The following is a 13,619-nucleotide window of genomic DNA, read 5'->3' on the forward strand; positions in this document are numbered from 1 at the left end:
TGACGCGACAACTACGTTGACAACCGCCGAGCATTGCAATCATCGCCTATGTTTCAGTGCCAGCAATACAGCAGGCAGCCGATCTTAGCCTTCAATACTTCGCGGACCAGCAGGGCCGTGTCGCCGATGACCAGATGCTCACCACGGTGATGTCCGGGCGCAACATAAAGTTTGCGAATGTGTGGAGTGACCTCGCGCAACAAAACTACGTTGCGCTTTTGACGGGCGGCTATCCAACGGTTCGTTATGCGATCGAGATTGATGGCCCAGACCTATTGCTGGCGCTGGGTCTGCCGGTGTTCTCATTCTATCTTTACGATTTGAGTCGAACGTTCATATCTCGTCGGCGCGGGCCGCTGGCCCGATTCGAAAAACTGTTCTTTGTTGTGGTGATGATAATTGCCTGCACCGCCGGGCATGTGCTCGTATCGGCGATCGCTGCTCCATACCTAGCCGTCATAGCGGTACTTGTGAGACGCACCGCTGTGTTGAGTAACTCACCATTCTCTAACCGTGGACACGATCATGATTGAAACTAAAATTAGTCCCACGGTCGGTCTCGCGTCACGAACGCCGCTAAACGTTCTTCATGTCGGAGCAGGTTTTGGACAACGTGGCGGAGTTGCGTCTGTCTTAAGCGAGATTGCCGCGAGCAAGAAGTTTTTTGAAATCGAAGACATTGCATTGTCTTTCTTTGAAACACGCGGGTTCAAAAAACCGATCAACGTGCTGTTATTCGGTCTCGTCGATATTCCTCGCTTTGCCATTGCAATGAACAGAAACGTGGAAATTGTTCATTTTCATGTGTCGGCGAAAGGATCGTTTTATAGAAAATTTGCCCTCTATGTTCTTGCGAGGCTATGGGGGAAAAAGACATTATTTCATTGGCATTCGAACGACCTTGCAGGGTTTCAGTCCAGCGCAGGGTCAGCAACGGCCCGTGCGATATCACATTTCATTCGAAACGCGGATGCGGTAATCGGTGTGTCCGAAGAGATGAGTCAGGATTTGTTACGCGAAAGGGGCAGTCGAGACGGCGTATATACGATCGGGAACAGCGCATACGCGGCAGAGAAGGCGGCGGGGAATGGAGAGCAAGAAACATTAGGCGATAGAGGTGTTTTGCCCTACCTCGCCTTTGCGGGCCGATTTGTGCCGGAGAAAGGAATCGCCGATTTATTTGCCGCTGTTGCTTTGCTAAAAAATGAAGGATGTTTCCTCCGTCTTAAGCTCGCTGGAACCGGAGATATTCCCGCTTGGGAGCTAAGGGCCAAGGATCTCGGAATCGACGATTGCGTCACGTTTGTCGGATGGCTCCGCGGCGAGGAGAAGTTGCAGTTCTATCGCAATGCGAGTGCGTTTTGCTTGCCTAGCTATCGGGAGTCGTTTGGCATTGTGACGCTTGAGGCTATGTTTTGCGGTATCGCCGTAATCGGTACAAAAACGGCCGGCTTTCTTGCTCTCGTGGAGGAGGGCGTGACAGGTTATCTGGTTGCGCCGCGTGATCCCGAAGCGTTGGCGGCACGCATCCGCACGTTGATCGACAACCCAGAGCGTAGCCGAAAGATGGGATTTGCTGGCCTTGCTAGAGCACGACGCCTTTTTTCGATCGAAGCCGTCACCAGTCAATATGTCCAATGCTATCGCGACATCGTTGTGAAAAGGAAAGGAATACGATGAATAAAAAATGGATGGATGCGGCTCGGCAATGCATCGCGTTCGCTGCGTTGCGTCAGCAGTGGAGTGTCTCGGGAAACGAGCCAAACGGCGCAAATGCCAACCTGATTGAGGGGCGATTTCCGACGATCTCCTTGCTAGATCGGGAACATGGGATTGATCCAGCAATGGCGCATGCGGGGAACCTGCCCGGACGGCATCGAGTTACATACGATCCCCTGGTTTGTGGGTGCGATGCTGCACATGCCAGATTAATGATTGCGGTGCCATTAGTACATGAATCGAGAATAGTTAGACATGACAAGACCATGGGATGGTTCCGGCGGCTCGTTGGGTTGGCGGCGCTATCTAGCTGCGGCCTTGCCGTCGCGCAGGCACCGGTCGTGACTTGGACCGACCCGGATACTCAAGGCTGGGCGGCCACCTACGATCCACTCTACGTCGCGGATTGGCGGGGTGGCATTGACCCGGAAATCGACGTCCAGTCCAATCCCGGTGACATCAGTGTAGTGGCTGACCCGGTTGTTCCTGGTCGCAATGCCCTACGCGCAAGCATCAGCATCACTGAAAATTTTTCTGGCGTTGCAAACGGGACGCCGCGCGCGGAAGTACTTTTTCCAGCTCCTGTCACGTTTGCACAGGGTAAGGACTATTTGATCAGGTGGAGCACATTTCTTCCGATCGGCTTTGTGTTTGACTCGAAGCAACTAGTAATCGTCACGCAGATTCACCAGTCCCTGACGACGGGCTCACCAACGATCGCACTAGGCTTACTCGGGACACAGTATGGGATATCCGAACGTGGCGGATCGAATCCAACGGTCGCATCGGGCGGGAAATGGCTCTGTTGTGCGGACGCGGATAGGGGGAAATGGGTGAATTGGGCCTTACGTTACGTTCCCGACGAAACGGGACAGCATTCCTCGCTCGAGCTCTATAAAGACGGAACGTCGGTGTATGCCGTGCAAGGAGCGCCAAATGCATATATGACAGATCAAAGTGCCTATCTCAAGATGGGGCTGTATAAAGCAGGCTGGAAAACGCAGCCGTCGGATGTTACTCAGATCACCATGTTTTTCGGGCCGGTGTACGTTTCTCAGCGGTGATTGTGGCCTACGAGGCATCCAGGGTAGATAGAGTATTTCAACGGCTGGACTGATTTTCGCTCTCGTGGCTCCCTAATCGTTCAGCGCTGGGCCAACGCTTCGTTGGTCAGTAATGCGACGCTCTCGCTGTGCCATTTCACGATGCAACCGACTCGCCGTGTTGCATTGATCCTCTACGATTTCAAGTGATGCAAATGCCAACAATGACTGAAGGAGTTTTCGACGCGAAGCCTATTGCTGACGCGCTGCTCGAGCAATGCCGTGAGGGCAGATTTGGTGGACATGATCCCTTCGATGGATTGAATAGCTCCTTGTTCGATAGACTCGGCGGGAACCGTTTTCCCCTTGCGCGTATTGCGTGGTTACAACTGCACAAGCGAAGTCCGGTGAACCTAAGGAGTCTTGTCGGCGTTCCGCAAAAACGCAATCCGAAAGGTATCGCGTTGTTTATTCTCGGACTGATTGAGCGCTGTCGCGACGCTACTGGCGGCGAGGATCTTGATGAGGCTGTCGCGCTCGGTGATTGGCTACTCACGCAGTGCGTTGACCGCGGCATTTGGAAGCATCACGCTTGGGGATATCATTTCGATTGGGCGGCCAGAGCGTTCTATGTGCCTCGTGGCAAACCCAACGCCATCACGACTTGTTACGTGGCAAGGGCGCTTTACGAGCTTGGGCGTGTGAGCGGATGTCCTCGCTTCCTTGAGGCGGCGACCGATGCCGGATTTTTTATCGACAGCCTGTACATCCGAACATCGGATCTCGAATACTACGCATACATCCCAGGTGAGACGGCGTTTGTGCATAACGCGAGTCTTTGGTCCGCTGCCATTGTGGCGCGGACAGCAGCGCGAATAGGCAACGAGCCAATGCGCGAGCGTGCATTGCGGGTGGCTCGGCAGTCCGCGTCAATGCAGCGGCAGGGTGGCGAATGGCCTTATGGAGCACGGACGCATCACGCTTTCATCGACGGATTTCACACCGGTTACAACCTTGAAGCGCTCTACCTCATCCAGAAGGCGGCCGGGACGACAGAATTCTCGACGGTGATTGAAAAAGGTATGGAGTACTATCGGAATAATTTCTTTTTACCCGACGGGACTGTCAAGTATTACCACAATCGAATCTGGCCGCTCGACACGCATTCAGTTGCACAAGCTGTCGTAACCCTGATAAGAGTTGGTGGCACGGAAACGGACTTTGCGCTGGCTCGTGCTGTCCTCGTGAGGGCACATGCATCGCTGTATATGGTCGATAAAAAGCGGTTCGTTTATCAAAAGGGGCGGTGTATCACGAACCGCATTAACTACTTGCGCTGGACGCAAGCGTGGGCGTTCTACGCATTGAGCCTTTATGCGGCACAGCCATCAGGCCTTTCGGATATTCACGATGAATCGCATTGAATTGTTTTCTTGCCCGGTAGATGTCGCGACAATGGATGAGACCGTGGAATGTATTGGCTCGCGGGTTGAGAAAAAGCAGTTCACTCAGCACGTCGTCGTCAATGTCGCGAAGCTTGTCCATATGCAGAGTGACCCTGAGTTGGCGGCATCGATTCGCGCGTGCGACATCGTCAATATAGACGGGATGGGCGTTGTATGGGGTGCACGACTTTTAGGTTTTGACGTGCCCGAGCGAGTTGCTGGCGTTGATTTGTTCGAGCGTCTCCTGCAGATGGCAGCGGAGCGCGGCCTACCTGTATTCCTGCTAGGAGCGACGGATGCCGTGGTCAGCCGCGCAGCGGAGGTCGTGTCTGCACGCTATCCGGCGCTACAGGTCGCCGGCCACCATCATGGGTACTTCTGGGACGATGAAGAGCATGTGGTTGAGATGATTCGTAGCTCGGGCGCAAGACTACTTTTTGTAGCGATTACGTCTCCGAAGAAGGAAAACTTTATCAATCGCTGGAAAGACCGTCTTGGCGTCGATTTCGTCATGGGGGTGGGTGGTACCTTCGACGTTGTTGCTGGCAAGGTGCGTCGGGCACCTGGATGGATGCAACGCGGCGGACTGGAGTGGGCATTTCGCGTTGCGCAAGAACCCAGACGGATGTGGAAGCGCTATTTCGTAACTAATAATAAGTTCGCGCTGATGCTGCTTAAATCGCGGGTCGCTTCGGTCATTGGTAGCGGCGAGCGTAGCAAATAGAGAGAGGCCGCATCGCGTCGACAAGATGTGGCTATGAGACTGCATCTGTGCGCTCACGCGCCCGCGACCCAGGGGCAGGTGCTCAAACGATAACGCGGTCGCGGAGAACCCATCCTCACCCCCTTCACCCCCTTCACCTCCCGCGCCAGCAACACCCCAACCCCCAACCCCGATCCCAACACCAACTGTCGGCGCCGCGTAATACGCAGGCGCATAGGCATACCCATACCCGGGCGCCGGGGCATAACCATAAGGCGGCGCGACGATGCACCCCGAGAGCCCAACCGCTAGTCCGACAACAAGAAAGAGCCTTCCCATGATTTTTCTCCCTGTTGAGCATTAGAGAGATTGAACCTGGCCTTCGTTCGGCCGGAATTGTGTCGCTCGTCGCCCGTTGGTTTCGGAAAATTACAGCCCGCCCCAAGTCGGAAATCTGGCCCCAGATGATCCTAGGGTTTTTACCTAAAACAACAATAATCTCTTGCGCGCATCGCGGTTAATTTTCAGAAACGCCTTACCTACACTTGAATCACAGAACGCGAACAAGGTTGTTCGCGGCAAAACAAGATTCGGAGGTAAGTATCATGAAGTCGCTTATTCAAGCCGTTGTAGTTGCCGCAGTGCTCGCCGTCCCGGCCGTTTCGTTTGCTCAGTCGAACCAACAGCCATTGACCCGTGCTGAAGTGAAGGCGCAATTGATCCAGATTGAGAAGGCCGGCTACAACCCGGCAACAGCGAACGATTACGACTACCCAGCCAACATTCAAGCTGCAGAAGCACGCGTCGCGGCGCAAAACGGTGGTGCCAGCAGCTACGGTGGGGTGGCTAATGGGTCTTCAGATTCCGGAACCCCTGTCCAATCTTCATTCGGCGACAACGTGCACTCGCCGTACATGGGCCATTGATCACATTGAATCACGCGGTATGGGACTGGGCCGGCGACTAACCGAATGTGAGTCGCCCGGCGGCGTAGCCTGAGCGAGCAGAATGCTTGCGCGCCGCACACCTATAAAAGACTGAATCCGTACCTCCTCCAACGGGTTTAATCCCGGTGGACTTGCCCAGCTCGGCTGTCTGGGCTTTTTTGCGTATTTCGACGGCGCATAGACGGTACGTAACGAGGCAAGCTCGAAACGTCACATAGCGCTTACACGCCGCAAGATTCGCATTTCAAAATGCGTGACCTAAAATGTAAGCAGGTTGTGACGTATTAAGGAGGCGGCCATGACTGAGTCCATGATCGGTTTTGTGGTGGTCCTTGCGGTCCTGATCGTCATTGCTGCCATAGTGGGCCGCCGGTATCGGCGTGAGCACCCAGAAGACGGCAGCGGATGGGTTCGTATGCGTGAATGGCTCGATACACACCACATGAGCTGGATGCACCACAAGCATTAACGCATCGTTTAAAAAACAAAAAACCCACTCGCAACGTGCGGTGGGCAAAGAAGAAGTGGGTGACGAAACTTCATGGCGCAGAGGTGGAAGTGCACCGGGGAGCAGTGCGGTTCGGCCCCGGTTCAGTTTCGGCAGGCGACTTCACCGCTCGCGGACGCCTCCGTCCGTCGACCTCTGCTTTTCCATATTCGACAGCAAACCGGCAGGCGTCGTCCGCTTCAGCGAAGTGGCCGAGCACGCCCGATGCCCAGCGCGCGCCGTTCGGTTTGGTGACAATGACCATCGACGCGAAACTGCCACGCTCACCGGCTGCAAGAGGCACCAAAACATGATCGTTATAGTTGAGTGGAATGGCGTGCATTCGGCCTCCTCGTTAAACGAGATTTTCGATTGGTGATTTTCCCGTGCTGGGGTAAACGTGGTTGTTAGTAATTGAAAAAAACGGAAACAAGACGTGCAAAAAAGGCGGCGCGTGCCGGGTAAGGCGGTGAACGCAGGTTTTTGGTCGGGACGGGTTTTTGCAAGCCGCAAAATACGCTGCTTAAGGGGAACAATTCTGCTTCAGCAATCCTCCATTACCGACCGTAAAACCGGTAATGCCTTCGGGAAGATTTTTATCGTGAAAGATAAGGATTGCGTAGAGTTATTGTGCCAACTTTGACTGGCGCATTGTTATTGGTCGTTCGGTTTAGCGCCGCCGAGTCTTCCGCTGTCATTTCATAGACAGGATGCATATTGGCGCCATCGGACCATTCCCGCTGGTAACGCCATTTTCCATCGCCGAGCATGTAGCGCCACGCTACCGGCATCCGGACGGCTTGTTCCGCTGGCGACAGCCACTCGCTCATATCTTCACGTTGGCCCATGTTTCGCTCCCGGTTGTTGTTTTCAACATCCTAGGTCGGGACACCGTGTCGATATGCTCGCTTGCGCTCACATCGCGATTATTGGCCAGTTGAATGGTGTGCGGCTAGTCGCTACTGCTGAGAACTAAATCTTGAGAGTTCGCGCTCCCGCTCCTTGCGTACTCGCATACAGGTTGTTGTTCGTGTAGATCGCGGCAGAAGTGAAAAAACCCGAAGGATCGGCGGCCGGATATGCGGTAACTGACAACGGCGCTTCTTAAGTGAGATGACTTCATCGACGACGGGTGTTACGAAAAACTACCTTCATTCAGCCCCTCCATGCTCAGCGGATGTCCCTGTGCCGGCATATTTCGTTACCCATATGCGAAGTTTAACTTTGTAGTTTGCCTTTGCATCTGCTAAAATGCGGGAATGAACACGAACGAGAAAACGCAACTCACCCCTCCCGAAGTCGCGCATGCGCACGCTGTCGCGGGGGAATTGCGCGTGGTGCTGGGCAAGCTGAAGCGGCGGTTGCGCGAAGAGGCCAATCTGGGAGAGTTCACTTTGTCCCAGATGTCAGCCCTTAGCCGTCTGGAGCGAGAGGGTCCTGCGACTGTAACCACGCTCGCGCGCGCTGAAGGTGTGCGTCCGCAATCCATGGGCGCCACCGTGTCTGCCCTGGAGGCGGCCGGGTTTGTGACCGGCACGCCGGACCCGGCCGATGGGCGTCAGACCATTTTGTCCCTCACTGACGCATGCCGGGAATGGATCAAGGCGAGCCGCGCAGCCCGGGAAGACTGGTTGTTCCGTGCCATCCGAACCAAGCTCACGCCCGCCGAGCAAGAGGAGCTCGCGACCACCGTCGCGCTGCTCAATCGGCTCGTCGATTCCTGATTCAACCCCGCGTGGCAGAAGCGCTGCCATCGGCTCGCGTATCCCCTTGCCGCGCCTCATCCCAGGTGCGTCGCAGTCCAACTTGCAGGAAGGAAAACACCATGACGATCACCACGCTTGACCCTAAGACGGCGCTTGTCGTCATCGATCTGCAGAAGGGAATTGTTGCGCTTCCGACCGCGCACCCCGTCAATGAAGTCGTCAAGCACGCCAGCGAGTTGCTTGACGCGTTCCGTAGCCACGGATTGCCCGTCGTGCTCGTCAACGTTGCCGGCGGTGCGCCGGGCCGCTCAGAGCAGTCGCGCAGTCTTTCCGATCTCCCCGCCGATTGGGCCGACCTTGTCCCCGAGTTGAAGCAACAGCCTGAAGATCACGTCGTTACGAAGCGGACGTGGGGCGCGTTCACGAATACCGGTCTCGATGAACATCTGAAGAAGCTGGGTGTCACGCAAGTCGTTATCGCCGGGGTGGCGACCAGCATTGGTGTTGAGTCGACCGCGCGTTACGCGCACGAGCACGGGTTCAACGTGACGCTGGCCGTCGATGCAATGACCGACATGAATGCCGATGCCCACACCAACAGCATCATGCGGATCTTCCCAAGGCTGGGCGAGACCGGCACGAGTCGCGAGATCATCGCTTTGCTCGGCAGCATCCGCGCGTGAGCTCTTTCAGCGCGCAGATAGTGGCTTCGGGAGCTGTCCGATGAGCGGCACGTTCCGCTCGCTGAACAGCTTCAACTACCGGGTCTGGGCCGGCGGCGCGATCGTCTCGAATATCGGAACGTGGATGCAGCGCACGGCTCAGGACTGGCTCGTGCTCACGCAACTGACTCACCACAATGCAACCGCGGTTGGCGTGGTCATGGCGCTCCAGTTCGGCCCGCATCTTCTTTTGCTGCCCTTCACCGGTTTTGCGGCCGATCATCTCGATCGCCGCAAACTCCTGATGGGCACTCAGGCGGCTTTGGGAACGCTCGCGCTTGGGCTGGGTGTCCTCACTGTCGCAGGGTGGGTCCACTTGTGGCACGTGTACGCGTTTGCGTTTTTACTCGGCAGCGTCAGTGCGTTCGATGCCCCCGCGCGTCAGACGTTCGTCGCCGATCTGGTCGGTGAAACCGATCTGTCAAATGCCGTGGCGCTGAACTCCACATCGTTCAACGCCGCTCGAATGATTGGTCCCGCCATTGCCGGGTTGCTGATTGCATCGGTGGGGACGGGGTGGGTGTTCCTGATCAACGCAGCGTCGTTTGTCGCGGTGCTCTGCTCGCTGGGGTTTCTTCGCGTTGGTGAATTTCACCTGAGCAAGCGGGCCGTCCGCGCGCGGGGGAGCCTGGCTGAAGGGTTTCGTTATGTCTGGAAACGGCCCGATCTGAAAGCGGTGCTGCTCATGCTGTTTCTGATCGGCACGTTTGGGCTCAATTTCCCGATTTTCATCTCCACGATGTCCGTCACCGTCTTTCATGCCGGAGCGAGTCAATACGGACTCCTGACGTCGATCATGGCGATTGGGACAATCGCAGGCGCGCTGCTTGCGGCGAGGCGGGCGAAGCCGCGGATTGGTGTGTTGTTGACGGGCACCGCGGTCTTCGGTGCCGGCTGTGCGCTGGCGGCGATCGCGCCAAGCTATGGTTTCTTTGGTCTTGCGCTTGTGGTCATCGGCCTGTCCGCGCAAACCATCACCACGACGACAAACAGCACGATGCAGCTATCTACAGAACCCGCCATGCGCGGACGCGTGATGGCGATCTTTTTGGCGATTGCGTTGGGTGGCACGCCTTTAGGTGCGCCGGTTATAGGTTGGGTCGCCGATACGTTCGGCCCGCGTTGGGCGCTTGGCGTTGCCGCGGCGGCAGGGTTCGCGGCGGCGATCGTCGGCATTCGCTATCTGGCGAAGTACCGGCAGTTGCGAGTGTTCATCGATGCAGGGAGACTGCGGTTTAGTATCGATGAGGGGGATGCGGTGGTTTGAAGGGTGTTTTTGAATGGTCCCAGGCGGGAAACTGAAGCCAAAATGAAAAAGGGTTTGCAAGCCAAAAGCTTGCAAACCCTTTTAAATACTTGGTGGGGCGTGACAGATTCGAACTGTCGACCTACGGATTAAGAGTCCGCTGCTCTACCAGCTGAGCTAACGCCCCGAAAAACTGAATCCGAATTATAGCGACGTTTTCGCAGATTGCGCAACTGTCCGCAACGTAAAACCTGAAAATAACGTCTCGCAGACGCCTGAAAGCCTCATGGCACATGGCGTGGGCGCTCGTCGGCCATCCCAAAAAGCCTCGCTTCGGGCAATTGTCACGAGCCGTTATCATGACGGACGCATGAAACAAGCGCTCGTTGCGGCACCGGCAAACGCACGGAAGTAGTCACAAGAACAGCCGCGAGATCAACATCACTAAACCAAACCCATGGACGAATCCGCCATCCGCGCTTTGCTCGATACCACCTTCGCGCCATGGATCCGCGACCTGGGCCTGACGCCGGAAAGTTCCACCGATACCAGCGTGACCCTGCGCCTGCCGCACGCGGACAAGCTCCGCCACGCGGGCGGCGTGATCTGCGGCCAGGTTTTCATGGCCGCTGCTGATACCGCCATGATCGTCGCCATCGCACACACACTGGGCGGTTTCCAGCCGATGACCACCGTCTCGCTGACGACAAGCTTTCTACGCCCGGTCAAAGCCGGCGATGTTCTCGTCACGGCCAAAATCCTGCGTCGCGGCCGCAACCTGATCTTCGGCGAAATCGAACTCCACGACGAAACTGGCGCACTCGCTGCTCATGCGACCACCACGGTTATGCTCCTCACATAAAACAAGCAAAACAAGCCAACATGTTCGATCAAGTCGTATTCGCCGGCGGCGGCAACCGCTGCTGGTGGCAAGCCGGTTTCTGGGACATTGTCCAGCCGGAACTCAAGCTGCGCCCACGCGTGATCACCAGCATCTCGGCCGGCGCGGCCACGGCCTGCATGCTGTACATGAACCGCTCCGAATGGGTGATGGACTACTACGCGCACGTCCTGCGCGACAATTCGAAAAACGCGTATTGGGGTAATTTGCTGCGTGGCGAATCGGTGTTTCCACATTATCGGATCTACAGGCAGGCACTACTCGACATCTACGGCGCCGAGTTTCCATCGCTGCAAAACGCGCCGGAGATTCGCATCGGCGTATCGCATTTGCCGCGTTGGCTGGGTGCTCGCAGCGCGGTTGCTGCCGGGCTGATCGCCTATAACATCGAAAAGTACGTGCGCAAGAAGCTGCATCCCACGCTCGGTCAGTCGCTCGGTTTCCATCCGGAATTCGTGAAGGCGCAAGAGTGCGCGACGGTCGAAGACCTCGCCGACCTGATCCTGCAATCGTCCTGCACGCCGCCGTTCACGCCCGTCATGCGCAGGCACGGAAGGCCGGTACTCGATGGCGGCATGGTCGACAATGTGCCGGTCGGTGCGCTGGATGCGTCGCCGGGACTGGTTCTCGTGATGGTGACGCGCGTGTATCCGCGACCGCAGATGTTTGTCGTGGAGCACGGCGCGAACCGCGATCAGCGTCGCGTTTATGTGCAGCCGTCTCGCAAAGTGCCGATTTCGGCATGGGATTACACGAGTCCGTCCCTGATGCGGCCCGCGTACGATCTGGGCCGTGCCGATGGTGAGCAATTCCTGACACGCTTGCCCGATCTACTTGGCGCCGCGGCGCATCTTTAAAAGGAGTGTTGAATCGATGACCAAACACCACAAATACACGCTGCAAGTCGTCTGGACGGGCGATCAGGGCTCCGGCACCTCACGCTACGACGCGTACTCCCGCGATCATCTGATACGTGCAGCGAACAAACCGGCCATTGAGGCATCGAGCGATCCGGCGTTTCGCGGCGACGCCACGCGCCACAACCCGGAAGAGTTGTTCGTCGCGTCGCTTTCGTCGTGCCACATGCTCTGGTACCTGCACCTTTGCGCGATGAATGGCATCGTGGTGACGGGTTACGTGGATGACCCCGTCGGCACGATGGAGGAAACGCCTCAAGGAAGCGGCCGCTTCACCGACATCGTCCTGCGCCCGCAAGTAACTATTGGCGCAGGCGGTGACGTGAGGCTGGCCGGCCGTTTGCACGAGGAAGCGCATAAGTTCTGTTTTATCGCGAACTCGGTCAACTTCCCCGTCCGATGCGAACCGTCCACGGACATTTCCACGCTTTAACTATTGACTATCGCCGGCGTCCACCCACCAGCGCTTCCGGATTGGCGACACTCGATGTGTCGCCGGCATCGAAGGCGAGGATGTTCTTGAACGCTGCTGTGAAGTAGAGCTCGTAACTCTCCCTCTCCACGTACCCGATGTGCGGCGTGCAAATGACGTTTTCCATGCGCAGCAGGCTATAACCCTGCAGGATCGGCTCGCTTTCGAACACATCGATAGCGACCATTCCCGGCCGGTTGTGATGCAGCGCATTGAGCAGCGCGTTTTCTTCGAGCAATTCGGCGCGACTGGTATTCACGAATAGCGCAGTCGGCTTCATGCGCATCAGATCGGCGGCTGTGACAATGCCGCGCGTATCGTCGTTCAGCCGCAGATGCAACGAGAGCACATCGCTCTGTTCGAACAGCGCTTCGCGGCTCTCGGCGACATCCACGCCGTCCGCACGCGCGGCAGCCTGCGAGTGCTCCCGGCCCCAGATGATCACTTTCATGCCAAACGCCTTGCCGTAACCGGCGAGCAACTGGCCAATTTTTCCGTATCCCCAGATCCCAAGCGTCTGGCCGCGAAGCACTTGGCCCAGGCCGAAATTCGGCGGCAACGCGGAGGTCTTCAGACCGGACTGCTGCCACGCACCCTGCTTCAGGTTCGCGACGTACTGCGGAATGCGGCGTTGCGCGGCCATGATCAGCGCCCAGGTCAGCTCGGCTGGCGCGATCGGTGAACCGGTGCCTTCCAGCACGGCAATTCCTCGCTCGGTACAGGCGTCGAGTTCTATATGGCCGCCCGCCTTGCCGGTCTGGCTGATCATGCGCAGCCGTGGCAGTTTGTCGAGCAATTGCGAGCTGATCCGGGTGCGCTCGCGGATCAAAACGAGCGCTTCTACTTCCGAAAGTCTGCTAGCCAACTGTCCGAGGCCGCGCACCGTGTTATTGAATACTTTCACCTCGTGATCGGCGAGCAGACTGAAGCAATCGAGCTTGCGAACGGCGTCTTGGTAGTCGTCCAGGATGGCAATTTTGATTGGCATGGATTGGCTTTTGATAGGCATCAAACGTGCTGCAGAAATTCGAGGATGGACAGGAATCGACGTGCTAAGTTCGGGTAATTACGGATAAATCGGGTAATCACGTATAAATTTCGCCGAAATCTGGGCATTGCGTCGCGTTAAGCTGCTGGTATAACCCGGCGAATTTACCGGTCGCCGGGATGGGTGTCTGAAAGAATTCGAATGCGGAATAGGGCAGTGTAGCCATTCACGCGTCGCCAGCGCCGGAAAACCGGCAACGATGGAGACAATACCTATCCCTTTTTAACAGTTTGTTCCGTGCCGACGCAAGCCGCGATTCAGAC

16 protein-coding genes and 1 tRNA gene are annotated in these 13,619 nt (G+C 56.7%); 13 read left to right on the top strand and 4 right to left on the bottom strand.

Annotated elements, in window-relative coordinates; all coding sequences use genetic code 11:
• The first annotated feature begins 56 nt into the window (after positions 1-56).
• The 7 genes from SBC1_RS00130 (at position 57) to SBC1_RS00165 (ending at position 6,326) form a co-directional block, all read left to right on the top strand.
• Complete coding sequence (locus SBC1_RS00130) at positions 57-533, top strand: hypothetical protein (protein ID WP_165986850.1); 477 nt, start codon at positions 57-59, stop codon at positions 531-533.
• On the top strand, positions 526-1,680 hold the full coding sequence (locus SBC1_RS00135; protein ID WP_165986852.1) for a glycosyltransferase family 4 protein: 1,155 nt from the start codon (positions 526-528) through the stop codon (positions 1,678-1,680). Before SBC1_RS00130 ends, SBC1_RS00135 begins: the two co-directional genes overlap by 8 nt.
• Positions 1,677-2,783, top strand: a complete 1,107-nt coding sequence (locus SBC1_RS00140; RefSeq protein ID WP_243830255.1) for a heparin lyase I family protein — start codon at positions 1,677-1,679, stop codon at positions 2,781-2,783. The genes SBC1_RS00135 and SBC1_RS00140 overlap by 4 nt, the downstream gene beginning before the upstream one ends.
• A 203-nt stretch (positions 2,784-2,986) precedes the next feature.
• The gene (locus tag SBC1_RS00145; protein ID WP_165986854.1) at positions 2,987-4,186 is read left to right on the top strand and encodes an aspartate-semialdehyde dehydrogenase; all 1,200 of its coding nucleotides are present in this window, start codon (positions 2,987-2,989) and stop codon (positions 4,184-4,186) included.
• Positions 4,173-4,931: a WecB/TagA/CpsF family glycosyltransferase gene (locus tag SBC1_RS00150; protein ID WP_165986856.1), complete on the top strand. Its 759-nt coding sequence runs from the start codon at positions 4,173-4,175 to the stop codon at positions 4,929-4,931. Before SBC1_RS00145 ends, SBC1_RS00150 begins: the two co-directional genes overlap by 14 nt.
• Positions 4,932-5,515: 584 nt before the next feature.
• Positions 5,516-5,836 (top strand): DUF4148 domain-containing protein, encoded by a 321-nt coding sequence (locus tag SBC1_RS00160; RefSeq protein WP_165986857.1) that lies wholly within the window; start codon positions 5,516-5,518, stop codon positions 5,834-5,836.
• A 319-nt stretch (positions 5,837-6,155) separates the two neighbouring features.
• Positions 6,156-6,326, top strand: coding sequence for a hypothetical protein (locus SBC1_RS00165; RefSeq protein ID WP_165986859.1), 171 nt, complete (start codon positions 6,156-6,158; stop codon positions 6,324-6,326).
• A gap of 70 nt (positions 6,327-6,396) precedes the next feature.
• Here SBC1_RS00165 and SBC1_RS00170 read toward each other — a convergent pair whose 3' ends face one another.
• Both SBC1_RS00170 and SBC1_RS00175 read right to left on the bottom strand, forming a co-directional pair.
• A complete protein-coding gene (locus SBC1_RS00170; protein ID WP_206365982.1) occupies positions 6,397-6,687 on the bottom strand; it encodes a hypothetical protein in 291 nt (96 codons plus the stop codon).
• A 253-nt stretch (positions 6,688-6,940) separates the two neighbouring features.
• Entirely contained in the window at positions 6,941-7,192 is a 252-nt protein-coding gene (locus SBC1_RS00175; protein ID WP_165085317.1) for a hypothetical protein, read from the bottom strand.
• Between the two features lie 411 nt (positions 7,193-7,603).
• Here SBC1_RS00175 and SBC1_RS00180 point away from each other — a divergent pair, with 411 nt between their 5' ends.
• The 3 genes from SBC1_RS00180 to SBC1_RS00190 all read left to right on the top strand — a co-directional run bounded on the left by SBC1_RS00180 (position 7,604) and on the right by SBC1_RS00190 (position 10,039).
• Positions 7,604-8,068: a MarR family winged helix-turn-helix transcriptional regulator gene (locus SBC1_RS00180; protein WP_165986861.1), complete on the top strand. Its 465-nt coding sequence runs from the start codon at positions 7,604-7,606 to the stop codon at positions 8,066-8,068.
• Between the two features lie 101 nt (positions 8,069-8,169).
• The gene (locus tag SBC1_RS00185) at positions 8,170-8,733 is read left to right on the top strand and encodes an isochorismatase family protein (RefSeq protein ID WP_165986862.1); all 564 of its coding nucleotides are present in this window, start codon (positions 8,170-8,172) and stop codon (positions 8,731-8,733) included.
• 40 nt (positions 8,734-8,773) lie between these two features.
• Positions 8,774-10,039, top strand: a complete 1,266-nt coding sequence (locus SBC1_RS00190; RefSeq protein WP_165986864.1) for an MFS transporter — start codon at positions 8,774-8,776, stop codon at positions 10,037-10,039.
• A gap of 90 nt (positions 10,040-10,129) precedes the next feature.
• Here the strand turns inward: SBC1_RS00190 and SBC1_RS00195 are convergent.
• Positions 10,130-10,205: transfer RNA gene (locus SBC1_RS00195), tRNA-Lys, on the bottom strand.
• Positions 10,206-10,475: 270 nt separating this feature from the next.
• Between SBC1_RS00195 and SBC1_RS00200 the strand changes: the two genes are divergently transcribed.
• The 3 genes from SBC1_RS00200 to SBC1_RS00210 are packed head-to-tail and all read left to right on the top strand — an operon-like array spanning position 10,476 to position 12,269.
• Complete coding sequence (locus tag SBC1_RS00200) at positions 10,476-10,880, top strand: PaaI family thioesterase (RefSeq protein WP_165085332.1); 405 nt, start codon at positions 10,476-10,478, stop codon at positions 10,878-10,880.
• A gap of 20 nt (positions 10,881-10,900) precedes the next feature.
• Positions 10,901-11,776 carry a patatin-like phospholipase family protein gene (locus tag SBC1_RS00205; protein WP_165085335.1) on the top strand — a complete coding sequence of 292 codons (876 nt, stop codon included), beginning with the start codon at positions 10,901-10,903 and terminating at the stop codon, positions 11,774-11,776.
• Between the two features lie 16 nt (positions 11,777-11,792).
• Positions 11,793-12,269 carry an OsmC family protein gene (locus SBC1_RS00210; RefSeq protein ID WP_165986866.1) on the top strand — a complete coding sequence of 159 codons (477 nt, stop codon included), beginning with the start codon at positions 11,793-11,795 and terminating at the stop codon, positions 12,267-12,269.
• A gap of 7 nt (positions 12,270-12,276) precedes the next feature.
• Here the strand turns inward: SBC1_RS00210 and SBC1_RS00215 are convergent, their stop codons facing one another.
• The gene (locus tag SBC1_RS00215) at positions 12,277-13,290 is read right to left on the bottom strand and encodes a D-2-hydroxyacid dehydrogenase family protein (RefSeq protein WP_165092994.1); all 1,014 of its coding nucleotides are present in this window, start codon (positions 13,288-13,290) and stop codon (positions 12,277-12,279) included.
• Positions 13,291-13,619 lie beyond the last annotated feature (329 nt).

It is taken from the genome of Caballeronia sp. SBC1 (assembly GCF_011493005.1).
Classification (GTDB): Bacteria; Pseudomonadota; Gammaproteobacteria; order Burkholderiales; family Burkholderiaceae; genus Caballeronia.